We start from the raw sequence: 26,413 nt of genomic DNA on the forward strand, positions 1-26,413 counted from the left end.
TGCCAAATACCCAGACTATATTCCAACTTAGTGCTGCATCACATCTTTACCACTGATCTTATTTTCTATAGAGTTGTAGCAGCGGAATATCGACTATCAAGGAAGCACCATATCGCCAACCTCTTGATTCAATAGTAGGTGACACAAACCCGTCTACAGCATTTACCTTTCTGAGGCTGGGCCCATATTGAACACCTAAGCCTATGGATATCGGTGTCTTTCCCCAACCAAAAATCACTTGGGCGCCGGGTGCGAATATGTTTTGAAACTGTATATCCCCAACGGGTGTTTGATCATCACTCAACCGATATACCGCCAAAGCGCCTACATCGATTAAAGAGGCGAAAACAGATAGGGAATGCTTACCTAAATAACGATCTTCACGTATGGAGGTCCCCTTTTTATCGGTCCGTTCGGTACTTTTAAACGGAACTTGTCCGGTCTGCTCATCTGGTGTACCCAATGCCCAATTGAAACCGACCCCAATTGGTGCAGTAAAACCGATTAATGCTGATGTCTTATTTGCAACATTGGCACTTTGAAGGCGTTCATAGCCGAAAAAAGCACCTGCATAGGCGTTCAACGAGATACTAAATCGACTATACCTTTTTAGGCGGTAACTCTGTAACGGAAGTGCGGCGGTCTCGATTACCGCAACCATTTCTTCTGAGGTCTTGGCTCCGGACAAACCGATAGCCAAATTGGCGTAATTTACAATGACCGGAAAAGTCTTACTCGCATCTAGTGCCTCTTGAGGGATAAAGGTTTTGATAAATCCAAAAAGACTCACTAAAATTTTGGAATATTCCTTGGCATCGACCGCGGTTTTTATCGAGTTGCCCAAAGAGATGATTTGACTGATTTGAGATACGGAATTCAAAAGACTATTGCTCTCCTTGTTTTGAAAAAACGAGTTGATCCAATCATCGTTAGCCAAAAATTCAATGATTCCGAAACCTTTATCGGTAAGATCTAGGTAATCTGAAAAACCGATTTTTTCAGATCTCCTGCGTTGGTTCAAGGTCTCGACTTCTACAATAAACCCATTTACTTTCTGAACGGCACTGGTCAAATAGGTTGTGATCTTAGATATTAATCCCCCTGTATTGATGGCATCATACACATTTTGGGTTTCATTAAAAGATGTGGTCGATAATTTGTCTTTGTACTTCTCTAGAGTAAACCCAATGTACGCCTGCATCATTTGCGGGTTTCTCAATAGTTGTGAAATAGCTTGTTTACTGGACCAATTACTATATTGCTTGTCTCCTAATTCCTTAAGGAATAATCGAGAAAAAAGCAGAATGCCTTTCACGCTATTCTCTTCGCCAAGATTACCTTCGATCAAAGGGACTATCGCATCGGTCAACTCTTGAATATTCGCATATGATTTTTCAGGATGGTTTATAAACTGGAGCGCGGGCCTATAAAGAGACAATGCATGGGAAAGTAATTTCTTCGTATCTCCCTTAAGGTTCACAGAGTTTTTGATAGCTTCAAGAACTACGGGTACATTTTCGGGTAGGATTTTAAGATCTTCGTCCATGGCGCCTCGAAACGTGGTCAACCATAGGCTAGTATTGAAAATATTCTCATTCAACAGCACATTGTAGGCATTGGGAAATATTTGAGCTAGGTATTTTTGTTTCTTCAGTTTGTCCTTAAAATCTTCTAAGAAGGCCAAAGTAAGCTCCTCTTTAAAACGTTTGGCAACAACTGTTGAAAGCGCATCGATTAAAGGTGCGGCAATCGAGGGGGCCGCTCCTGCACCTTGAACCGTACCTGGTGATTCAGTCAATTTATATTCCTCAATCCTCTTATCAAAATCAGGGATGCTATCCAATAGCCCCAAAACGGGAATAATAGTATTCGAAGGACCACTTATTCTATTTTCATTTAAAAAGGTCACACTTTCATCACTGTCATATTTCTTGAGAATAAAATAGGCCTTTGGATATTCTTCTTTATTGGGGTTTAGGGCTCTTACATAGTTGATCGCATCAGAGAGCGGGTGCTTTTCAATATTTTGCCCCACTCCCGATGAACTTATTGAGAATACGACTAGAATCGGTATAAATTTTAAGGATATTTTCATACGATAAACGGTTGGTCAACAAAAACTTTCATCCTGGTAGAATTTAAAATATCGGTCAATGGCAGCGCATAGGTGAATTCGTCATCTCCTCCTATTATCATTCCAAAAGGTGCATTGTCTTCATCGTAGAGTACGGCACCTGAATCTCCCTTTTGACTGATAGGGCTCCAAAAACCACCGTCATTATTGCCTACGGCGATTACCCCTTCAAAATCATTGATACTGAGGTCGTTGTATTCTAAACTGACTTTTTCGGACACCCTAAGGCGATTAACGACACCTTCTACTGTCATATTCCTTTTAGAACTATAGAACCTGATCCGCTCATTAAACGTTAGCATGCTGACGGGAATGGATTCCTCATAGTGTCCGCCAGTTGGTAATTCGTTATTCCATTCGGATGTATCCAAATCCGTAAGCGCTACAAGGGCGGTATCATTGGTCGGGTCTACTTTTGCGTAAACCAACGTCCCTTTTCCCGTCTGTGTCTCATTATCCAAAATATCCGTTTCTATATGAGTCAGATCGGTATCGAAATATCCCCCTAAATCATCACCTCGACCTCCCAAAGCAACATGAGAACAGGTCAAAAGATACTTCTTGTCCTTTTCATCGCTTGACACCAAGATTCCACCTAATGCTCCAGTATATCCTTTTTCTCCGGGGTTTTGCAGACGAAAATGCAAACCATAATGAATACTACCTGTTTTTTTTATAATGGTTTCGACGGCTACTTTAATTACTCTGCCATTTGGCATGGAAACCGGTACATCTTTAGGGAAATCAGCGGGAGGCAATTTTCTTACGGTAACGATAATTCCAATTTGGTCGTTTACCGTGTTTCCCAATTCCATAGAGAGAATGATATCATCATATTTTCTTTTGATCTCTTTACCATGCCGCGCCAAAGCCTTTTTTGCCAGCTTTACATCGGTGGTATCTATATAGTCTTGAACCTCATCGATATCATGACCTTCATACAGGCGTTTTCCTTTCAGTTTTCTTTTATATTCTTTAGTTTGATACAGCACATCAAGTAAATCGTGAAAAAACCTAGAGCCGAAACTTAGAAAAACCCAGTGAGCACGATTCCAACTATAAACCAAGCTAGTGGCCCGTGCACCGTTTCATCACTACTCCAGAAAAGGTTGTCCTTTGCCCCGTCTTTAAGTAGATCAAACAGACTGGCTTTTGAAAGAAGGGCTATCACAATGCCTATGAGTACCGCCAATAGGCTGATCTCCCTACTCTTTTTTTTGTCGATCTCAGGGTCACTTGTATGTGTTTTATTAATATGCTTTAGCCAGTTAAATCTATTTATTGAAGAGGGTATCTCGCTATATCTCCGAATGAGATCAACCACTTTCTCATTGATCAGACTGAGTATTAAAAGAATGATCAAAGCAGCGATCACCCGATCTAGAAAACTCTCTGAATTCGTTGCCTCTTGTACAATAAGTATTACATTCCACATATCTATCGTCTAAACTATTCTTTGTTACTATCTTTTATTTTCAGCATGACATCCTTTGTCATCTGGTGATCCAACATGACTTTCATGAATTCATAAGCCGGTTCTGCCATGACCCTGCTCATGGGCGGCTCGATTACCGGTTTCCCGAACAAGAGACACTTCTGGTTCAACGAATCCTTAATGTCGGAGTTGTTCCGTTCGACGATTCTATATAACTCCCTATGTGTATCATTCAAGTTTTTCCCTTTGTTCAAATCAAGCTCTTCCCCATACATTCGCTTTACATCCGCTACTGAAAAAGTATGTGGAAGGTAAATACTATAGAAAACAACATTGGGCCCAAAAACATCCAATAACCCCAATTCTGATTTTACATAGATCGGTACCATTTCCGTTGCGGCCACGGCATTAAGGATAGCACTTAATTCGGTACTTTCATTGACTTTGCTGGAGTTGATATTCAGTTTTGAGCGTGCCACGCGCTTCTTTATATATTGGTCCTTATCGTTGACAATACTGATAAAGACATTCTTTTGACCTTTGTTTTTTGTGCTATCGCGTCTTTCTAAATAATCAATGGCCAGATACAACTTCCATATAGATAATAATCCTGAGTTGTCATAAATACCACCGTCATTGAAATGGCCTTTGGTCTCGATTTTCGCCGCCGGACTTATCAAAGGAAAACGATTTGAGGTCGATACGGCGTCAAAAAAACTCAAGGTCAAGGCCTTGGTTTTTTCTTTTCTTCCCTCTAAGTCATATTCCGTTTTCCGTACTTCCAAAACGTTATCTGAATCGTGGTACAGGATTTTTTCGGCTATGGTATCGGACACATGTACGCTTACGGCCATTCCCGCATTTCCCATGGTATTGGTAGAGTTGGAAATCAAAATAGGGAATTGCTTTCCTTGATTATGATACAGCTTTTTCCAAAACGCTCGATATGGAGTTGGTTTGCACACTTCATCGGCATTATTGGTCATTTTTGCATATAGTGCCATCGCTTTTGAGGAACGATCCTTACCGGTAAGTGTACAACGGGGAACCAATAGATGATTAAAGAGATCCCTACCCAACGTATGGGTAAGATCTAGCGACAGCATGTTTTCGGTGGAAATTTTTTCAATAATGCTATCCCATGCTTGGTCATTATCACTATTGGCGTTTATTATGGCCGCAATATTCGCCAAGCCAACGGTACCCCCTGAAGCACCGGATATGCCGACGGTCTTTTTAAAAAAATCACGGTCTTGGTCGTAAAGTGCCTTAAGTACGGTCATCGTCCAAGCATTTGACTTCATTCCCCCGCCATAACATGCAATATAATAGCGTACTTGATCTTTGGATAACCCTTTCACGTAATTCTCCAGGGATTCTTCATTAGCGATATTTCGCTCCACCAAGGGCAAGGTGAACAAGTTATTGGGCATTTCTGCCTTAAGCCTGTTCAAAACCACTAACATCAGTAAGCCAAGCACCAAGTAGAAATTGTACCGGCTTCGTTTGTCCCAAGCCTCGCTTTCCTCCGAATACTTATAATAGATGAAGTTCTTTGTGAGCACTACCAAGGTGCCATAGAAAAAGAAAAGTGCAGAGAGAATAATCAAAATAGAGTTAATTCTTGTAGCCCACTCACTAAAAATATTGATGCCGATGTAAATGAGGACGTTCAGAAAGCCTACAACGGTCATCGATTGAAGAAAGGTCACGTTGTTACTCAAGGCGCCAAAAGAAAAGTATTTTAAAAAATTGTAATACCCTATCTGAATTGCAACAAGGTATCTCTTAAAGCCTTTTTTAGGTTTAACAGGCTTAAAATCAATATCTTCAAAGAACGCTTTAATGTGTTCTTTTTTACAGGAAACACTTAAACTGACCTCCTTGTTTATGACCCCGGTTTCGGTCTTGGCCGTTTCGATCTCCCTTAAAATATAGAAGGCATTGTTGATTGCCTTGGTATTTTTATAGAATACGAAGCGCAAAGTCGATCTGAAGGTTCGGAAATAGATATATGAAATCATCTGTAGTAGAATACAGGCCATGCTCCAGTGGGCGGTAAGTTCGGTATAGCGGCAATCCTCACAAAACCACAAATAGAGTATGAGGCTGAAATGTACAATAACCGTTAAGCCAAAAATCACTGAAAAGGTGATTACCGATTGGCGAATACTAAAAAGATCCGCCAAGATGTGGGGTTTTATCTTTTCATTGGTCGCCTTACACTCGTTCGTTGCATCGGCAGTTAGGTTTTTTGGGTCCGAAGGATTGTCCCCATCATAGAAGCCGGGAAATCTCTTTTCCAAATATGGAGCTACTTTGTCAAACCATGCATCTTTTCGTCGTTTTAGCACATAAAGAAGAACAATACCTGCCACCATCATTATAATCGCAATTTTGGAAACCTGAAACTGCCACCCGAAATTCACCTCCGAAGTATATCCCAAAATATAGAACAAGGCGACATAGAAAAGAATTCCCAATATGCGATAGAGAAAATTGACTTGATCTTCTCGCTTTCCGCTATCATCGTTGTTATAGGCTTTTTTGTATTTGTAGAAAACGATACCTACAAGACCCAAACGCCAATCGCCCATGAACCAACTGCGTTTTTTTTCATCGATATTGAAATAGCTTGGATAGTGCGCCAAAACCACCGCAAAAGTGGGAGCCACCAGAAAAAGAATCGCCAATTCCACCGGTCTCTCATATAGATTTACCACAATTGAATTGACTTGCGGCGCACGAGGTAGGAAAGAACCCAAGACGACCAATATGATCAGGCTATAGGTTGAAGCGGTTATAAAGGTCACTATAGTCTTGATGTACTTTCTAAAGGTGTAATGAAGATAGGTGAGAATGACACTAAGCAAAACCATACCATACGCTATATTCTTCGCCAGTACCAAATCTTCATTATATTTTCGGTAACATAAGTAATACGTGTTTTCGGCAACATCAAGCCCATATGCTACCAGGGCCATTGTCAAGAATATTCGAAAAAGCGTGCGAAATAGGCCGCGGTTCGGATTGCGGTTTTTTTCCCATAGTTTTCCTAGCATATACTTGCAAAGTGCCCAAAGCAATAGGGGTGCCCAAATCAAATCAATCACAAAAAACAGATGGTACGATATATAGATCCTGGGCTCCTTTGCCATAAGCTCTTTGAGATATTCTGGACTGATAGCTTCGGTGAATTGGGGGTGGGTAAGTATACCGGGTATCCGAAAATAATCGGCGGTAATCCACATGACTATGGTTAATCCAAAAAGGGCATACAGGTGTGCCGGGCTAACATGAGACGTACTTATGGTATTTTTGGTGTACATAGTAACGGTTGTTTATTGGGTATTCAATCATTTATTCAGTATACAATTGCATCACAATTAAATAGGCATTGGTATAACAACTCCTTAAAAATGGACTATGTTATCGGAAAAATCATATCCGAAACCTGCTCTGGCGCAAGTCCAGCATTAGTTTTGCCATTTCTGTAGTCCAGAAAAGGTTTTCAAAGGGTAGTGACAATGTAAATCGATCATAGGCCTTGACATGATGAACTTGATTTAATTGGGTTCAACAAATGTTACCGTGCTAATCAAATGCCATTTTACCGGTCGGAGGGGGAAGAAACGCGACCCATGATAATAGGCGAATTTGATACGTATCTTCGGGGAGATGTCGGAAAATTATTAATAATTTGAAAGAATAAAAAATAAAACCATGAAAAAAGCTAAATGTTTAGTGCGTCTTTTCTAAAATGGATTATTTGAACCTAAAAGGAATATCACTACCATACGCTATGCTAATTTCGACCAAAAACGGCTTTTTTCGTCCAAACTTACCCTGTTCACAATTCATCGCTCTTTGCTACGCTTTATCAAATAATTTGGGTATTGAACACGGTTACACTGAATTTTGTAGTCTAAAATAACGTCATGAAAACAGTACTACTTAAGTTTAAAAGAGAATTGAATAAAGACGATACCTTAGCGGCAATCAGCTGTTTTGTACTATCCATATCCATCTATTTCATTACCAAAATAATCGCCTACAACAGCGGATTTTGAGAAACAGCCATTTGCAGTTCGTTTCATCTAGTAATCACGCCCACCTCGGCAAAAGAGGCTTGAAAACCCGTTCCGTCAACAGTTAGGGCCTTTAGTTTGATATATCTACCGCTTGTTTGGGAGAATGTCACCTTCTGCATTAATCGGCTATTGACAATATTCGCAAACTCACCGTTTGCCACGGTAGTCCAGCTGCGGGCATCGTTGCTTACCGAGAACGCATAGCTGGTGATGATCCCAAAAGGATAGCGCTCTTGAATGGGCCAGTAGGTAAAACCGCGTAACTCCTCTTGATTTCCAAGATCGATCACGATTTCCTGTGGGGCATCTACTTTTTCGTCGGTCGCCCAAAACGTATCAGGGTCTTCATCAATAAGAAACTCGGCCGTCGTGAGATCTCCAGAACTACTCGATATCACCTTCCATTCCTTCTTTGGTAGATCTAACTCATAGATTTCGATTTCGCTTGATTTCCCGCTTTGAGAATCATATCCGATGGCCTTTAAGGTTACTGGGGATTCTACAGGTATCGGAGCAGTGAACCTCAACGTTTGGCTTGACGGTTCGTTTCCATCCAAGGTGTAGTACATCTCAACCTCAGGGTCGGGTACAGAGAGTGTCACTATTCCGGCCTTATTTCGTTTCAGTTGTGGAGCTACTAAAAAACTAGGTGCCCGATACAATGCTATGGTTGAAATAGTAATAGGGCCTTTCGCTTCCAGAAAATTCACTTTCATTTGAGTTGTTCTAACCGTATTGAACTGTAAAATTCTCTTGTATCCTATAGTGGTCTGCTCGTCAAGGGTAGTCCATTCCCCATCGATTTCAGCTTCGATACTGAATTTCTTCACACGTTGTCCCAGCGGGATATACTCCTGTAACAGTATTCGGTTCACCTCCGTCGGCCTCTCGAATTCCAAGGTCAGACTCGCTTTGGTCACTCCATCATCGGTTGCCCAATAGGTACTATTGTCCCCATCGTTGACTTTGGTGGGGGCATATGTCATATCACCACCTCTGATATTAGAGGCGGTCAGCTTGGTGCTTTGCGCTAATTCTACCTTGAAATCGGCATCTAACTGCTTCTTCAGGGCCATTAACTTTGCCACGTCGTTTTCATGAACCAGGCCTCGCGTATCTACCGGAAGGTTCAACAAAAAGTTACCATTACGTCCGATGGATTCGTAATATGTCCGTACCAATCGTGGCAATGATTTGACCTGATGGTCTTCCCGGGGGTGGTAATACCAACCGGGCCGAATGGATGTATTCACTTCAGCGGGAAGCCAATGGGTGCCATCTTCATGACCGGAACGCAATTCTACATATCTTGGCCAACCTGGGTAAATCTCGTCTCTTCTCATGACGCTCCAATTGGTCTCATTCGCCCATCCTTCTTCTGTACCTACCCAACGTATATCGGGACCCCCATCACTAAAAATTACCGCATTGGGTTGTAATTCACGAACGATTTCGGTGGTCTTTTCCCATTCATAGTAGGTTCTATTATCGATTTTTCGGGTTTCATTTGCCCCTCCGTAATACCCAGAACCGCCATTTGCCCCATCAAACCATACTTCAAAAACTTCCCCATAATTCGTGAGCAACTCCCGTAGTTGTTGATGAAAATCCGCCACGTATTCAGGCTTTCCGTAAGCCTCGTGATTACGGTCCCATGGAGACAGGTAGATTCCGAACTTAAGGTCGTACTCGGCGCATGCCTCCGACAACTCCTTGATTAGGTCGCCTTTACCTTCCTTCCAAGGGGAGTTCTTTACCGAATGCTCCGTAGTACTGGTCGGCCATAGGCAAAAACCATCATGGTGTTTGGCCGTAATGATGATACCTTTCATGCCCGCTTCTTTGGCTACTCTGGCCCATTGCCGTATATCTAATTCAGATGGGGCAAATTGATTGGGCAACTCACCGCCTGTGCCCCACTCCATATCGGTAAAAGTGTTCATATTAAAATGAACAAATGCATAGTACTGCAGTTCATGCCAGGCAAGATGACGTTCTGAAGGTATAGGGCCTATCGGTGATGGGGGAATCTCGGAACAAGAAAATCCCAAAATAAGAGAGCTAAGCGCAAAGAGACGTAGAAACATATCATATCGTTTTTTGAAGCGAAATCCGAAAGACAACCGACGGAGAACCAAATAGCCTGTTTGTTAAAAAAAGATGTAATACATCGAAAAATCGAATCCTCACCGTCTTCCACAGACACCGAAGACGTACATCAGATGAAGGCTCTATGCAGTTCTTCACCCTAAAAATAAGTCTTTTCATCGATTAAACGGTGGCCAAGATTATTTTACAAGCCCCAAGCTTGCACATCTGAATTTTAAACTTAATCTTCGAATGAAAACACGTTGCTACGATTTCATTATGGTACTCATTCTGCTATTCCATATATGTCTTAGTGTATCATGCACTAATGACAGCGATCTGTTGACCGAACTTGCTCTTTCGGATGATTCGGTCATTGAGACAACTGTCGTGGACGACCGTTTTGTCATCCAAAATAATGCTAAGGTTATCTTGGACGTTTTGTCAAATGATAGTTTTGACCCTGACGATAACGTTCATATTACCGCAATTTCAGATCCCATTTATGGGTCTGTTGAACTTGGGGATGATCAACAAACTATTATTTACACCCCTCAAAATGCTTCTGCAACCGAGATGGATAATGATGCCTTGAACACAGAAGATTCCGAAACCACCGACACGTTTACCTATACTACCGAAGTGAACCATGAAGATGAAACCAGCAGTACTGAAATCGGCACGGTAGAATTGGTCATAGATATGAGCTCGGAGGAAGAGAGCACTTCCGAAGAAGAAGAAGAAGATACGACAGATACCGAACCAGGCGAAGACGACGACTCAAATTCAAACGATACGGATAATGCCTCCGCGAACCTTTTGTTTAGTTCCGGTTTTGAAGGAGTTCGTTTGAGCGCTCCTAAAGATGGGTACCAATACCTTTCCGGTACCGACCAAGTCACCGGACACTCCTGGCCCATGCGAATTCTCGGATCTGATTTCAGTGGAATACATCGTGTCAATGATGGTGGTGGAAATGCCATTGCGAATAGAATAGAAGAAACCGGTGGACCAAAAGGCGGTCGTACATCCGCTTTGTTCCAACAGGTCAAGTACGATGTTCAAGTCACTCAAACCCCATATCAAATCAATAATATCAAAGAGAACCCAAAAGAGCTCTATATGAGCTATTGGATGAAAACGGATGATACGGGGGTAAAAGGCATTGATAAATGGCGTGCGATATGGGAATATAAAACCGATAATTATGCGTCAAACAAAGATGGGTTCAGAATGATCGCCTTTATGGCCACTGATTATGAAGGTAAACCCTATTGGTTGTTTCAGGGAGATACGAGTCCGCAAACTCCGGTATGGCAAGCTAAAAATACCTCCGTGCCGCTTATTTTAAACGAATGGTTCAAAGTGGAATACTACATCAAATGGAGCAATGGAGCGGATGGCTATGCCTCTATGAAAGTAAATGGGCAACTTATCGGGGAGCATCACGGACCCACAACGGCCAATTCAGATGATATGAATTTTATCATGTTGACCCAAGTATACGGAAATTCGCATCCAATGCACCAATGGGTAGACGATATTGAAATTTGGGACGGCCTACCGCAACGACAGTAGCCCTTAAAACCGATCCATGGTATGACCTTCGCTTTTGATTTCCGTTCTAGGAATAGGTTATGATTTCCAAATCCTTCGGTCTATTGCCGTCAAGAAGGACATGCACATAATCTAGGAATTCTACCAAACTCTCGTAGACCTAGTTCAAATAAGCTCACAAATTTGCTTACTTTTATTCCCTCATTGAAAAGGTACCCAGCCGATTAACGAATATGATGTGCACGTATAGATGAACATCCAATAATTTTTTTTAAATCGGAACTGATGATAGGTATTCGTCATCGGGTCGTCTAAATCAATAGTGAACTTTTACACTTTTTGGATTCCGATCTATAATTTGATTTGAATATCAAGAGAATGAAAAACATACTACCCCTACTTTTTCTTATTGTATTTGGTGCATGTGGCAAATCGGATAATCCGCTGCAAACAGAACCAATTTCCGCAGCAGCGGAGACCATTCCGGGGGTCCTTTTATTCAGTTCGGGTTTTGAAAGCGATACCTACCTCAGTGAGCCGCAGGAAGGGTTTGAAAGCGACTTCTGGCCCGATTACGAGATTATCAGAGGTAAAGACCTAACCACCGGATACTCTTGGCCCATACGCATACTCGGTTCGAATTTCAGCGGCATTCATAAAATAGACGACGATGGAGGCTCTGCCATCGACAATAGCATCGATACGGTCATCGGACACGATGGTCAAGAAACAAAAGCCCTATTTCAGCGCGTCAACTACGACGTTCTAGCAACCCAAACCCCCTATCAAATCAACAACATTGCCGAAAACCCAGAAGAGCTCTATATCAGTTATCGGATGAAGACCGATGATTCGGCACTGGTCGGACCCGATAAATGGCGCGCGATATGGGAGTACAAAACCGATAATTACGGTACTTCCATGAATGGCTTTCGAATGATCGCCTTTATGGAAACCAATGCCCAAGGTATTAAACATTGGGTTTTTCAAGGTGATACGAGTCCTACCACTCCAATATGGCAGATAGAGAATTATGATATTCCGGTACCCACGAACGAATGGTTTCAAGTAGCGTACTACATCAAATGGAGTGACAGCTCTGATGGGTACGCTTCGATGAAGGTGAATGGTGAACTGATTGCAGAGCACTCGGGTGCTACCACCACAAACTCCGACAATCTAGATTTTATCATCTTGACTCAAGTTTACGGAAATTCGCACCCTATGCATCAATGGGTCGATGATATCGAAATCTGGAATGGTTTACCTGAATAAATGGCTATGCGGTCTCCTATTTGGCCTTATATGCGGCGTCAAAGACGAACAATTTATCAGTTTGATGTAGATGGTGTGTTGCCATCAGGTTTTTGTCGAAATCGGGCTCGACAATCCGAACATTTTCCTCTTCATAGGTTTCTAGGGTCAACTTCTTGATTCTGTTGATATTCAAAGCGCGGCCGTAGACACCTTCGGTATTTCTTTGTGAAGGTCGATAGTACTCATTTTCATATTCGAATATCGCTCCTCCGTTACGTGCGACGCGAGCATCTATGATCACGGGGTTTTGCGCATGTGGCAGTATGGTATTCAGTGCTACGGAATCTACTTTATAAATGAACAGCTCGCTGTTCAACGGTGAAGTCTCCGCCATTTGCTTATTGATAAACAACCATTTTTGATTTTGGGTATCATCAAAGAAAAACGCATCGGCTACCTGTTCACCCTCGAAGGCTGTGGTAGCAAGCTCCCATTTGGTCGGAAAGTCAAGGGCCCTGTATATCTCCAACCTTTTATTCTCGGAAGTTTCCGGCATAAGATAAATGACACCATCTTCTTCAAAAATAAACGGAAAGGAAAGATGGTATTCCAAATCAAGCACATCGACGATATCCAACAATTGATGCCCATCTACCTTTCCACAAGAAATCTTACCTCGGTTTGTTTTATAAGAGTAGTTTTCAAAGAACACGTAGTCCTCACCCCCATAATTAAATAAAAAGGGATCGGCCCAAAATTCGTCTTTTGCCATTTTCAAAGGCTTGAGACCATGAGGAGTACCTTCAAGAAAATTACCCTTACCTATGAAGACCGACCAACATTCATGGCGTTGCCCCCAAAGTCGATAGGCCATACGCCGCTCTAATTTGTCCCATAGGGAGATATAGAATGTGGTGATATACCTCATCACTTGAAACAGTGACGGGTATTTATATTTGACCTGCCCGTGGGGGCAACTAGGGTAGTTATACCCTTGCCGAAGTTTTTTAAAGTTCTTCAGAAGTATGGAAACCCCTCCTTCGCTCGCCATGGTAGCGGTTTCTACCATAGACCATCCTCGATTGAAAAAGGCATGGTCTATCAATTGCATTTGGCCATTTGGAGAATAGGAGATCAACCTACATTCAATTGATGATTCTTTTTGTACTACTTCATTAAAACCAATGGGACTATAGTGCGCTCCAACTGGACTTCCAAAGCAAAAGGACCAAATACCATTTTTAGCCCCTTCGGCAAGGCGAACAGGTACGCAAAGCGAATCCAAACTGATGATAAGATCTAGATTGCTTTGTTGTAGTCGTTCAATAATCGTCTTTGTGATTTCATCGTATTTCGAACTGTCTTGCCCTTCGATCTCAATTGTCGGGACCGATGCCAAACGAGTGCGTAATTCGATCGTGTCGACACTAAAAACAGCCTTGAAGAATACCCGCTGTTCAATATATTTTTGAATTTTGAACAACGTCCGATTTGGGCTAAATCTTGTGAAAAAATCCCTGATCGGGCTGTGTCTTACTTGATTTTGGGTTTTATTTTCCTGAAGTATGAGGGTGAATTCAAGGGTGGGCTCATCTAAAACCGCCTCGATTATACGCCATTGCCAATTGCTAAGGTCATGAAAATCATCGATTAAAATTCCTATTCTACTATTCAAGGCGAAATGATCTTGTTTTGACAAAAAAGGCGAGCGATCCAGCAGCACTACCTCATTAAGGTTTCATAAATATATCAGGAAATTCGAAGCGCACGCGTATACATCATCATGAATTTCGGATGATTTTCGATGCACTTGCCATGCCGTCAAAATAGGATAGTCATTACTCCCCTTTTAAGCGGATTTTTTCAGAGGCCCATTATTCTTTTTGACTTTTTTCTTATACCACGGTTGCTTGACTGGTGTACTGCTGTCATATCCATAGGTATAGCCATAATTGAACTCGGTACCCTTCACCTGACCTACTGCATTGAGAACATAGGCCATATTACGTAACTTTTTGGTTCGGTTCAACTCCTTCGAAAATTGCAATAACTTTTTGTCCGTAAACCCAGATCGTACGGCAAAGAGCGTAATATCGGAATATTTTGAAATCAACAGCGTATCGGTAACCAACATGGTAGGAGCCGTATCTACAATTACATAATCAAACTCTTTTCTGGCTTTTGCCATGAAATCACCGAATCGCTTACCCGATAAAAGTATGGGTGCGTTTTTTGGAATACCTCCACTTAGATATACTTTGTGATTAGTATTGTCATCGAATCCTTCGTTAATACAATCTTCAAAACCCAATCTGGGGTTGATAAGGTAATCGGACAAACCTGGAATATTCTTATCTAGACCAAAATAGGTATGCAGTTGGGGATTTCTCAGATCCGCCCCAATGAGCAGTACCCGTTTTCCCATACTGGCATAGGCCAAAGACAAGTTCATGGCCAATAAGGTCTTTCCTTCAGCCTTTACACAAGATGTGACAAAAATCACCTTGCCGTCATCTACATCTTCGGAAGAAAGCAGGTAATCGGTATTGGTACTCAATATGCGAAAAGACTCCGCGAGGGTAGAACGGTCATTTACATTTGCGAAACTTCGTTCCTTACTGAAATATGGGATCTCTATGAGTACCGGTATTTCCGGATTATTCTTTTCAATGTCGTGTCTACCGTGTACTTTCGTATCAAGGGTAGCCCGTAAAAAAACCACTAGAAACGGCATTAAAAGTCCCAAAAACAAGGACAATGGATAGACAATCGTGGCCTTAGGCCACATGGGTTTGGTATTGGTCACCCCGTAGTCGATTACCTTAACTGTCGGAGAGGTAGCGGCATACTCGATGGCGGCTTCTTCTCTTTTTCGTAAAAGTAAGAGATAGAGATTCTCCTTGATACTCTGTTGGCGTTCGATCGACCGAAGCATACGTTCTTTCTCAGGAAGTCTCGAAAACGAGAAGCCGGCATTTTCCTGCTCTCGATTCAATTGCCTCAACGAAACGTCTAATTGTGATTCGTAAACATTGACCGAATTTAAGATATTTAGCTTGCCAAGTTCTAACTGTTCGGACAGCGCCTTTAACCTCGGGTGATTCGCTCCAACGGTAACGACAAGTTTCTGTCGTTCTCTTGCCATTTCGTTATACTTGGTGACCAGTTCGTTCAACCCTTTATTATCCAATCCGATATTTCCGGGCAGTAAGTTGTAGGCAATCTCCTCCGATACGGTCCTTTTCAACAGCTTTGATAGCGATATTTGCGTTTTTAATTGAGCCAGTCTTGCATTAGCTACCGACTTTCTTCGCAGGCTGACGTTTGCATCCTCTTGAATGAAAGAGAGGTTCTCAGCCTTCTTAAAGTCTTGCTTTCCGGCTTCAATGGAATCCAGCTCTTCCGATAAATTAATAAATCTTTTATCGATAACCTCTAAGGTCCGTTTGGCAACTAATTGACGATCGGTAACTCCATCTTGATCAAAATTGGTCACTATGGAATTCAATATGGCTTCGGAGAGTTCTCTACTTTCCCCAAGGAGGGTCAGTGTCAACACCTCGCTCAACTGTTGTGATGCGCTTATTTTTAAGTCGTTCGATAGTGCAATGGTCGTCTGTTTGGCTTGATTTAAGACTATTTTGTACTTATTGTCTTTATAGTCTTTGATATTTGCGATTTCTGTAAGATTGATGGTAAACGGTAAGTCATCGCTAGAAGACGAATCTCCCTTGTCATACGGAAGAATATGCCGCTTTCCCTTCGCATCGGTAATGATGAAGCTTGACGAACTCAAGTAAAGTTCAAACTTCAAGGGCTTTCTTAGAGCATCTTCTGAAATCGCCTTGCTCACCACAAAAGGAGGCTTGAATATACGTCGGTACGAATAGTTCTCAAACTCATGGTACTCGACGTCCAAATTCAATTCCCGTACGACGTTATCCAATAATCGATATGATTTCAGTACTTCTACGTGGTTTTCAAGACTGAGCCGCATGGCCTGGTTCGCCACCACGATTTCATTAGGAATAATATTCGATCGCTGCGTATCATCTAAAATCTTGACCTTGGCTACGGTAGTAAAGGTTTTTGTAGCATAGGTCGTATAAAAATACCCTAATGCAACAAATACGATACAGCTGATTACGAACCATGGCCAATACGCAAAGTATTTGGAAAGTAAATCCGTGATGGTAATGGGCTTATCATTCTCCTTAAAGTCTGCTATATGGGGTTTTTCTCTCATTCGATATTGAATACGGCGAACCACCTACTATTTCACGGCGATCCTCTTGTTTCACTAGATGATTCACTTTATAACGTGGTGCTCAGTCTCCTAGTATATCCGAATACATCATATCCGATCTCTTGAAATTCGAATTGAACTGTATAGGACCGTCAAAGTTATGTATTAATACCCCCTTAAAGCTTATAAATCGTTGAATGTTAATATTTTATCGATAATGCGTGTAGCTGTTTTACCATCCCAAAGATGTGGTATTCCTCCCGTTTTCCAATTTCCAGAGAACAGTTTTGCCATTGCAGGTTTTATCGATTTTGGATCAGTACCCAAGAGTTCATTGGTACCCTCGGTAATGGTCTCCGGTCGTTCCGTATTGTCGCGAAGTGTCATACACGGAATTCCCATAACAGTGGTCTCTTCGGTAATTCCTCCTGAATCGGTTATTACCGCCTTTGAATTTGCTACAAGGTAATTGAACTCTAAATATCCCAAAGGTTCTATCATATGTAAACGCGGGTGTTCGATATTTAGTGCTTTCAAGACTTTGGCGGTACGGGGATGGACAGGAAAAACCAAAGGTAGATCCCCTGAATGCAAAACGATCTCATCTAAGAGCGCCTTTAACTGACTCTCTTCATCCACGTTGGCCGGCCGATGCAATGTCATGACAATATAATTTTTCTCTTTCAAGTTCAAATCTTTCCATGCCGACGGTGCTCGAAAACGTGGTCTTTGTTTGAGCAAGGTATCGATCATGGTATTACCTACATAGAATATGCTTTTCTCAGGTACCCCACTGCGTCTCAAATTTTCGTTTGCTATCTCAGAAGTCGTAAAGAAGTAATTGGTAATGGAATCGGTTACGAGTCGATTGATTTCTTCGGGCATAGTCCAGTCATTCGAGCGAATACCTCCTTCTACGTGGGCCACTTTGGTATGAAGCTTTTGTGCAACTATGGCACATGACATGGTTGAAGTCACATCGCCCACAACAAGCACAAGGTCTGCGGGATTATTCTGTAACTCTTTTTCGAAGCTCGTCATGATAGCCGCTGTCTGCTCGGCCTGAGACCCACCTCCAGCTTCTAAATTGACATCCGGCTCTGGAATTTCCAATTGCTCGAAAAAGCTACCTGACATTTTCTTATCGTAATGTTGGCCGGTATGTACCAATCGATACGAAATATCTTTTCCTTCTTGTTTCGCCTCTTCAATGGCATGAATGATCGGAGCTATCTTCATGAAGTTAGGGCGCGCCCCGGCTATTAAAGTAATTTTTTTCATTGGTTGGAAATTCTATTTTATTGCATTGTATCAATGATACAACTTCTTTTTGGATTTTATGATTTAGTTTAAATCTACCCTCATGGTAGTTTCCCAATCGACTTGGGCAATAGCTTGATTTAAGTCAATGAAATCGAAGTCGTTTATCCACTTCCTAAGTTTCGATTCGCAAGCTTTCAAACCGACATACGATTTGAATCTTCTCGATGTGGAAAGTCCCTCGATCACTGGCTGTTCATAATCAAAATCCCTGGGATGAAAATAGGTCATAACATAGTCCGATTTCTTCGTGGAATTTTTAATGAACGTGTACGGAAGTAATCTAAAATAACCTCCACCCGAAAAAATCACGGACTTACCCAGTACAGACCTTGTATTTATTGGGAATTCTTTCAAAACGGCTCCATTATACTCCAAGAGAGAGGGAGTGGCAGTTTCATAAGCTGGAAGCCCTCCATGGGCCCGGCTTGTCGGAAAAACCGAAGAGTCGACCCTGATTCCTAATTCGTATAATACTTCAAATGCCCATTTATTCCTTTCCATAATAGAAAAGCCCGGAGCTCTGAAAGAGGTTACTTTTTTACCTGTACAATCTTCAATGGTCTTGATTGATTTTTCTACATCCTTATAAAAAGTGGGTCTATCTTGTTCATATACCAACTGATGTAAATGGGTATGACTGCCTATCTCATAGCCACGATCTGCAATTTCACGAATGACCTCCGGAAAACGCTCTGCCATCCACCCTACTACGAAAAAAGTCGCATCTACTTTGGTCTCCTCTAGAATACCATAAATGGTCTCCATATTTCGATGGATCCTAGGTTCAAAATTCGACCATTCTCTCTCGGTCTTCGTCGACGCGTTGTCAAGAATATGAAACCACTCTTCTATGTCAAATGTCAATATGTTCATACTCGAAATACTCCAAAAGTGGTTTTAATATACGTATTTGGAAATTTTGTGACCGAAAAAAACCGAAGTCTTCAAGGGTTGTTGTTTCCATATTTTAGTCAAAAAAGTCAACTCCTTTATCGATTTGCCAACAGGCTCGGAGTAATTATAGAAAACAGGTAACTCCAAAGGGTTCCATTGCTTTTTAAATCTATGATTATTGCTGTCGATAGTCGATCTACCAAAGGAGAAGTAGGTATGCTTTTTCTCCACTGAAGACCGTAACATTTCCCAACATATCAGAGCGTGTATATTAAACCGATCATATTCATTGTCGGTCGAAGACCAACAAACCTCATTAAAACCGAGATATGACAACGCCATACCCGAGGCAATAACTTTTTCGCCGTCATATAATACCGCAACTTGAACGTCTCCAAATCGGTAATCGGTCAATAGGTTCTTAAAGAACACCTTGCCCAATGGAGGTGATCCAAATCTCAACATTTTTCGGGTATAGAGGTCGTAAAACTCATCCAAAAGTTCTATTCCACCCAGTTTACAAACATATCCTAATTTCCTTGCCTTTCTGATCTTTTGACGAAGCTTGGACTTCATTGCCATCATCTGTACCTCATCCGATTCATGTACGTTGAGCACACAACTGACTTTTTTATCGTAGACATGATCAGATAGTTTCTCAAAACCCCTTACTTCGAAATCTTTGCCTTCGAAAAGTGTATTTAAGTCGACTTTCACCTTTTCGTCAGATGCGATAATCGGGCCACCATATGAAAAATGTGGCATTGATATTATCTTTCCGCGAAAATGTACCATAGGTACCACTCCGATAATGCCTTGACCTTTGCGAATAAATTTATTCTCACTTTGGTAACCAAAGGTTTTCGAAAGAATAGCACCAAGGGAAGGATTATGGGCTAGCGTGATCATTTGATCATTCCTTTCCCCTTCCAAAAATTTATTCCATGCATCAAAGTCTTCACAAGTAGAAAGTTGCATCATAACTTATTGAATATCAGTTTTACAAAATATGGAATAAGTCGAATGTCGCGCATAATACGTTTTCGGGGTTCCATCATGGTGCGGTATACACCTTCTAGTTTATGATCTATCCACCATTGCGGCGCTCTTTGGACAAGTCCGGTATACACGTCGAAACTTCCTCCCAAGCCTTGATAAACGGCAGGGTGTTTCTGGTACATTTCCTCCATAAGCAGTTCTTGTTGGGGCGACCCCATAGCAACAAAAACCACATCTGGTTTCTTTTCCGTAATATCGGCCAATAGCGCAGTACGTTCAGCCTCATTGTTCAAATAACCATTTCGATAGCCCAAAATATTGATTCCGGAATAGTCCGATTTTAGATTAGCAATCGTTTTTTCGATAACCTCATCGGTACCGCCAACCAAATAGAACGACTTTTTAGTTTGGTATTGTTCAATAATGTCGAGCCACAACTCGCAACCCGGAATACGGTCGACCTCTGCATGTCCTCTTTTTTGAAGGGCCCAGACTGCCCCCATCCCATCGGGATAGCCCACATTTCTGTTGATGATACTGCGGGTTACATCAGTAGCGTGGTAAATTTTTTCCCCATTTACGGCTATCAAAATACTCTTGTGTTGAAAAACATATTCCATCAACTCTTGACGGGTTTTCGGCACATAGGTTTTGACGCCATTGAACAATTCTGAAACCATTATGCTTCGATTTTGTTTGATTCAAACCAGTAGTAGATACTGAGCAAGAGAAAAATCTGTTTCTCTTTGTTATACCCGGCCCTGTGCTGTGCTAAAATTTCGGAAATATATCCTTGATCAAATACTTTTGAAAATTCAGAATCTCCGGTCAACAATATTTGTTCCACCACATCCATTTCCTCTCTAAACCATCGATTCGTGGGTGATTGAAATCCCTTTTTACGACGGTTGATGATGCGCTCTGGCAAGAGGGTTTGGGCATAAGCTTTATGTATGATCTTTCCCCCCTTACTATTTAATTTCAAATCTAAGGGAAGGGCTTCCATGAAACGCACCAACTCAAGATCCAACATGGGAACCCGGCATTCCAAGGAGAAATTCATCGTTATTTTATCGGTATAATTTAAAAGATCGTCTGACAGGTTCATCCGGGTATCGATTGCCATCATTTTTTCCGCAGCGTGTCCTCGAGAATTACAACCTAATAATTTGTAAAAATTAGCAACCTCTTGAACACTCAAGGTATCCCTCGTTGAAATAAGCTTGCCTACTTCTTCTACGGAGAATATTTCATAAATAGATAGAAATCGCTCCATTTCATCCGATATACCAATAGCGTTCGCCCCTCTTAATAGTTGCTCATTCTTACTTCCCATGAGCTGGGCAATCGGTTTGGCGGCTACCCGTAATGCTGCGGGAATTTTTTTTCGAATGACTTCCGATCGATACCTAGTATAGCCCCCCAAGGGTTCATCAGCTCCTTGACCGGTCAATACTACCTTCACTTTTTCTGATGCCAACTGTGCCAAATAATACATCGGAATCATTGAGGTGGTGGCCAGAGGTTCTTCAACTATTCGAGAGCACTCTTTTATGAGATCCAAGAAATCTGTAAACGATATTTTTTTTATGTAATGGTCTAATCCCAAAAGTTGGGCGGTCTCTTCTGCATCCGCTATTTCATCTTCTTCAAAATCTCCCTCAAAACCAATGGTAAACGCTTTCAATTTACCTTTGTAGTGCTTTTTTGCCAATGCGGCGATTACAGCGGAATCAATACCTCCACTAAGCAATATACCTACTTCTACATCCGATAGAAGTTGTCGTTGTACGGCCTTCTCAAGTTCTACTCCGTAGGTCTGAACAATGGTATCCTTTGGGCCTTCCATTACAGTTGGTAGTTGCCCAGCAAAATATTCGGTTTTTGATTCTAGGGAATCTCCCTGTAGGTCTACCACATAAATATGACCGGGAGCGAGTTTATGTATACCCTCAAATAGGGTATTCGGGGAAGCATTGTAACGCAGCCTTAGTAAACTTGCCAAAGCATCCTCATTCAATTGCGTCGGTTTCAGTATTGATTTTATGGGCCGAATCTCCGAGGCGAAAATCAACTCTCGTCCAGCAGTGGCATAGTACAAAGGTTTGACACCAAACGGGTCTCTCGCCAAGGTCAACCGCTTTTGTTCTATATTCAGAAAGGCTAAGCCGAAAATCCCGTTGAGATCCTTTATACCTTTAGTACCAAAGTGAATTAAATATTCAAGAATGGTTTCGGTATCGGAATGTCCTCTGAAAGCCATCTTTTCAGGAAGTTTTTTTCGTAATTCCAAATGGTTATAAATCTCACCATTGAATACGATCGCAAACTTTTTACAGTCTGAAACCATTGGTTGATGCCCTGCTTCGGACAAATCGATAATTGAAAGTCTTCTTTGTCCCAAATATATGTGATGCCCATTGAGCTCAAATGCGTCTATACCGAAATCATCAGGGCCACGATGCTTCATTAGGTCAAGCGCCTTCTCGTCAAAGTGCCGATTAATCGATCCGAGTATACCACACATACAAATTGATTGTTCATTTAGGTTCTTTCAGTTGATACACTGACCAGAACAGTAGTCAAAAGTAGATATTTGCGGTAATCCAAACCGAATAATAACGACCAAACACAGTATCTATCGGTTAGGTACAGCACGATATAAGTGAGAATCCATTTTCTAGACACACTTCACTTTTCTGCGACAAATAACAAGGCGGAATGACCTATGTAGTTCATCGATAGAATGCATACTAACAGCAGTTAACAACATAAATTCAATACGTGTTCATTGCCGAGAGCGCATGGAGGTACGGCATGACCGCCCAGCGTAATGTGTTTTTATTTCCTCTTGAATTGAGGATATCGATAGCAGAGTATACCCCATTTTTTACGACGAATTTTCTACCGATAGTTGAATGTAGGTTGGATACCATTGTCGCATCGTCAAGAAGTATCGCCAAATGGAGCATCTCGGCATTGTCGTAAAGGTCGAATTTGATAATCGAAGGTTTATTACTCAAAGTAAATCGCTTGAAAAGTTGGTGATTTGAGGTGTAGAAATTCGCCTTTATATACTGATAACCCAGGTTCACAAGATCTGAACAACCCGACAATGCAACTGCACGATTGGCCTTGTATAGGTTCTTTAAAATGAAGCATGAGTGAAAGCAATCAATGAAGGAATCCGGGTTTTCGGGTTCATACAACCAAGAGCCGTCTGAACGTTGCTTATTTCGAATGAACGTAAAAAGCTTCCGGATTTTATGGCTTAGCTCAGCCTCCTTTTCAGGAAAATAGTGTAAAAAAATAGTATAGGCATAGAGCGTATAGGAAACCGCGTTGGTCACCAGTCGGTCCTTTTCAGGTCCGTAGGAGGTAGCTAGTGATTCGTCATCTTCGTACATCGTTTGTATATCATTTTCATAAAATTCGAAAACGCTCTTGATCTGAGATATATATGTTACATCGCCCGTAACTTCAACATACTTGTGAAGAGCTTCCAATACGTAGGGGGTATGGGTACTGAAAGGCGTGTTTTCATCATAGTCCAATCCATCACCGGCAGCCCATTTAAACCCTAATCCCCAACACAGGCCTGAGTATCCCTTACAACTATGATCAAGCAACCAATTGATATGTTTTCGGGCAAAGACCAAGTACTCTTCCTTTTGGTTCTTTTCATATAAGTTGAGTAATGCCAATGCAGCCGTAGCCCGAGCTGTAGGGTATTCTTGTTTCTTATACCCTATTCTAAGGGTATTGTTAAAAAATTGATCCCAAATGGTCACTACTGCCGCAGGTATAAGGCCAAGTAGGGCATTAGTATTATATAGTTGCTTTACACGAATACCAAAATCGGTCATCCACACGTCATAGGGATCATAACACTCAAGACTATCGCTCAAACAGAAGGTTTCTATTAATCGGTATATACTTTTATCTTCCATATGTTCTGGACCACTATGAATTTAAGGGGGCGCTCATGCAGTGCAAGAAGTGATTGTGCAGTCTTTTTGCAACGACTGTACTGACAAGTCTTTCAGCGGCAACATCATGATTGTACTTTCCGATTTGAGCTCTTAGTTTGCCATCGACGATCAATTTTTCAAGTTTTTGCTCTAGATCTTCCCGTTTCTCCAAGTCAACAAAATACCCCATCTTTTTATCTTCAAAAAAATACTTCAATCCCCCAACAGGGGTTGTTACGACTGGCAAGGCAAATGCCATAGCCTCCAGAACGGAAGTCGGTAGGCCTTCACTATAACTGGGCATACAATAAATATGACATTCTTTAAATAGGTCCACTTTACACTCTCCTTCAACATGACCTTTCATTTCAATGCCCGATAGTGATCTTATATAATGGCTTACAGTCTTGAACTCTACTCCATCTCCGGCAATGATCAATCTGAGGTTTGAAAAGCGAGTTTGTAGATTTTTAAAGGCGTCTATAACCTCATATATTCCCTTTTCCCGAAGCAATCGCGATAAAAATAAGACATTAATATGGGCCGTTTCCGTTGAGGCCGTCAGCTTTTCTTCAATAGAGAAATCATTGAGCAGCGTGCTATCTACGGTCGTCGTTTCTACAAAGACCTCCCCTTCGAAACCCCACTCTTCCACACTACTTTTGAACTCCTGCGACAGTACAAATATTCGTTTGGCCTTGCCAAATGAGTTTTGAAAGAACTTCACGTATTTTTTGGACACTTTTTCTTCAAATGCCAAATCCCACCCGTGGAAGAAAACAACGAAATCCACGTTCTTTTTGGCCAATCGTCGGGCAAAAAGACCGTCTCGAAAAAAACTTCTCGCACCAAGGGAAGGGTTTAAAACCACCAAATCAGTTGTCGAATCAATAGTTTTTTTGAATTTCATTTGGTCCGACACCGGCCCTAGAATGTTCTTTCCATGCCCTCCTACCTCTAGCGTGTTGATTGTAATATCCTCATATTGGGTAAGCTTTGGAAGCAACGCGTTCCAAAAGGCGCTTACACCTCCTGCGGTTGATAACTTAGGTACGGTAGTGATGATTTTTCGTGTCATTATAGCAGATAATCGTGTACTCTAAATTCTATCTTTTTTATATCAATATGGTTTAATGGGTGTTCTAATTTGCGAGCAATTGATCTTACTGTAATTTCAACTTTTGTTTTCAGTGGTTTGCACCTCCGAATGCGCATAGTACCATTGCTCTCTAGCTTTTTTATACATTTTGTTTTCAAATTCGAGTTTCACAAATACCAGGACCATGAAAACATCAAGTTCGAACCACATCCCCCCCTGGGTCATCATCAAGGAAACATACAAAAAGAAGATGGCCATTCCCAGTCTGTACGATGGGCGCTTGCGTCGTTCCCAGATAAACTTAAATAAGGACACCAGATACCCAATAAAGAATATGACACCGAGAAGTCCGTTCTGACCCAATTGTGTAAAAAACTCATTATGGGCATATACTCGTAATCCGACCGCTTTATAAATATGATCGACAAGACCGTCAAAACCGAAACCAAAGAACAGTTCAAAAATGTTTCCATTGAACCATAGGTCGAATGCGGCTTTCCAAAATAGAAACCTTCCAGAACCAGCGGCGGTCTGTTTACCGTTGCGAATGTCAAAAATCCGATTATAAAAGGCTTCGTTGGTTTCCAACAAATAGAAAAAACCAAAAACCAAGACCGACAAGGCCAAACTCGCCGTGATTATTTGTTTTACCGAAAATTTCTTCGGCATGAAAAGAAACAGGGCTCCAATACAGAACATGGCATACCCGGTTCTAATGAAAGTGAGATAGATCAGATAAATTCCGAACAGTAACAGGGCGTAATTTAACTTCGGAAAGCGTATCACTTCTACTTTCATTTTGAGATAGGCCAACAAAATCAAAACGGCGGTCGTCGTCGTGATGGCCGCACCGTGCGAATTCTGGAACATTCCGGCGTAACTATCGAAATCTTGATAAAGTACCGTATCATGGGCCTTACTTTTTAGGAGATTCAAAGTAAAGGGAATACCGGAAATTATAATGAACTGCGCAAACCCTAGAAGCATCTTATCAAGAGCTTTCAAACTTCGGATCTTTAGGGAGGCAAACTCATACATTAGCGGAAACATCATATATCGAATAAAATCGATTATCCCTGCAAAATAACTCACTGAAAAGCCCCCTGTAACCAGATTCTTTACGGCCCTAGCGTATGACCATTTGATGAATCCAGGTTTTTTTCTGTTTCTGATAATGATGACTTGCCAGACTAAGAAAACGAACAACGGTATTTTCCAAACCTGCGAAAATGTAATCGGCCCTATTTGAACCGGACCTAAGTAGATCAAGAGGAAAAGAATACTATATATGAAGACCAGTTTAATCTCTTTCATCTTAT

Annotated in this window: 18 protein-coding genes; 3 read left to right on the plus strand and 15 right to left on the minus strand. The window is 41.5% G+C overall.

Annotated elements, in window-relative coordinates:
• Positions 1-58 precede the first annotated feature (58 nt).
• Genes ACKWCA_RS17165 through ACKWCA_RS17180 form a run of 4 tightly spaced genes read right to left on the minus strand, consistent with a single transcriptional unit; the run spans position 59 to position 6,898 of the window.
• Positions 59-2,095, minus strand: a complete 2,037-nt coding sequence (locus ACKWCA_RS17165) for a hypothetical protein (RefSeq protein WP_413979440.1) — start codon at positions 2,093-2,095, stop codon at positions 59-61.
• Entirely contained in the window at positions 2,092-3,126 is a 1,035-nt protein-coding gene (locus tag ACKWCA_RS17170; RefSeq protein WP_413979441.1) for a hypothetical protein, read from the minus strand. The genes ACKWCA_RS17165 and ACKWCA_RS17170 overlap by 4 nt, the downstream gene beginning before the upstream one ends.
• A 35-nt stretch (positions 3,127-3,161) precedes the next feature.
• A complete protein-coding gene (locus tag ACKWCA_RS17175; protein WP_413979442.1) occupies positions 3,162-3,569 on the minus strand; it encodes a hypothetical protein in 408 nt (135 codons plus the stop codon).
• A gap of 14 nt (positions 3,570-3,583) precedes the next feature.
• Complete coding sequence (locus ACKWCA_RS17180; RefSeq protein WP_413979443.1) at positions 3,584-6,898, minus strand: hypothetical protein; 3,315 nt, start codon at positions 6,896-6,898, stop codon at positions 3,584-3,586.
• A 609-nt stretch (positions 6,899-7,507) separates the two neighbouring features.
• On the opposite strand from ACKWCA_RS17180, the gene ACKWCA_RS17185 reads away from it, so the two are divergent.
• Positions 7,508-7,639 (plus strand): hypothetical protein, encoded by a 132-nt coding sequence (locus ACKWCA_RS17185; protein WP_413979444.1) that lies wholly within the window; start codon positions 7,508-7,510, stop codon positions 7,637-7,639.
• Between the two features lie 23 nt (positions 7,640-7,662).
• Here ACKWCA_RS17185 and ACKWCA_RS17190 read toward each other — a convergent pair whose 3' ends face one another.
• Positions 7,663-9,747, minus strand: a complete 2,085-nt coding sequence (locus ACKWCA_RS17190; protein WP_413979445.1) for an alpha-L-fucosidase — start codon at positions 9,745-9,747, stop codon at positions 7,663-7,665.
• Positions 9,748-10,000: 253 nt separating this feature from the next.
• Here ACKWCA_RS17190 and ACKWCA_RS17195 point away from each other — a divergent pair, with 253 nt between their 5' ends.
• Positions 10,001-11,326 (plus strand): hypothetical protein, encoded by a 1,326-nt coding sequence (locus tag ACKWCA_RS17195; protein ID WP_413979446.1) that lies wholly within the window; start codon positions 10,001-10,003, stop codon positions 11,324-11,326.
• 357 nt (positions 11,327-11,683) lie between these two features.
• Positions 11,684-12,580 (plus strand): hypothetical protein, encoded by an 897-nt coding sequence (locus tag ACKWCA_RS17200; RefSeq protein ID WP_413979447.1) that lies wholly within the window; start codon positions 11,684-11,686, stop codon positions 12,578-12,580.
• 16 nt (positions 12,581-12,596) lie between these two features.
• Here ACKWCA_RS17200 and ACKWCA_RS17205 read toward each other — a convergent pair whose 3' ends face one another.
• The 10 genes from ACKWCA_RS17205 to ACKWCA_RS17250 form a co-directional block, all read right to left on the minus strand.
• Positions 12,597-14,237, minus strand: coding sequence for a glucosamine inositolphosphorylceramide transferase family protein (locus ACKWCA_RS17205; RefSeq protein WP_413979448.1), 1,641 nt, complete (start codon positions 14,235-14,237; stop codon positions 12,597-12,599).
• 174 nt (positions 14,238-14,411) lie between these two features.
• On the minus strand, positions 14,412-16,808 hold the full coding sequence (locus ACKWCA_RS17210) for a GumC family protein (RefSeq protein ID WP_413979449.1): 2,397 nt from the start codon (positions 16,806-16,808) through the stop codon (positions 14,412-14,414).
• Positions 16,809-16,991: 183 nt separating this feature from the next.
• A complete protein-coding gene (wecB, locus tag ACKWCA_RS17215) occupies positions 16,992-18,089 on the minus strand; it encodes a non-hydrolyzing UDP-N-acetylglucosamine 2-epimerase (protein ID WP_413979450.1) in 1,098 nt (365 codons plus the stop codon).
• A 63-nt stretch (positions 18,090-18,152) separates the two neighbouring features.
• On the minus strand, positions 18,153-19,004 hold the full coding sequence (locus ACKWCA_RS17220; protein ID WP_413979451.1) for a polysaccharide deacetylase family protein: 852 nt from the start codon (positions 19,002-19,004) through the stop codon (positions 18,153-18,155).
• A gap of 24 nt (positions 19,005-19,028) precedes the next feature.
• Positions 19,029-20,006, minus strand: a complete 978-nt coding sequence (locus ACKWCA_RS17225; protein WP_413979452.1) for a GNAT family N-acetyltransferase — start codon at positions 20,004-20,006, stop codon at positions 19,029-19,031.
• Complete coding sequence (locus ACKWCA_RS17230; protein ID WP_413979453.1) at positions 20,003-20,704, minus strand: WecB/TagA/CpsF family glycosyltransferase; 702 nt, start codon at positions 20,702-20,704, stop codon at positions 20,003-20,005. Before ACKWCA_RS17230 ends, ACKWCA_RS17225 begins: the two co-directional genes overlap by 4 nt.
• Entirely contained in the window at positions 20,704-22,551 is a 1,848-nt protein-coding gene (gene asnB / locus ACKWCA_RS17235) for an asparagine synthase (glutamine-hydrolyzing) (RefSeq protein ID WP_413979454.1), read from the minus strand. Before asnB ends, ACKWCA_RS17230 begins: the two co-directional genes overlap by 1 nt.
• Before the next feature lie 250 nt (positions 22,552-22,801).
• Positions 22,802-23,974, minus strand: a complete 1,173-nt coding sequence (locus ACKWCA_RS17240) for a hypothetical protein (RefSeq protein WP_413979455.1) — start codon at positions 23,972-23,974, stop codon at positions 22,802-22,804.
• Positions 23,975-23,987: 13 nt separating this feature from the next.
• On the minus strand, positions 23,988-25,073 hold the full coding sequence (locus ACKWCA_RS17245) for a glycosyltransferase family 4 protein (RefSeq protein WP_413979456.1): 1,086 nt from the start codon (positions 25,071-25,073) through the stop codon (positions 23,988-23,990).
• Positions 25,074-25,169: 96 nt separating this feature from the next.
• Positions 25,170-26,408: an O-antigen ligase family protein gene (locus ACKWCA_RS17250; RefSeq protein ID WP_413979457.1), complete on the minus strand. Its 1,239-nt coding sequence runs from the start codon at positions 26,406-26,408 to the stop codon at positions 25,170-25,172.
• Positions 26,409-26,413 lie beyond the last annotated feature (5 nt).

The sequence above is a fragment of the Maribacter corallii genome, from assembly GCF_047345415.1.
Lineage (GTDB): Bacteria > Bacteroidota > Bacteroidia > Flavobacteriales > Flavobacteriaceae > Maribacter_C.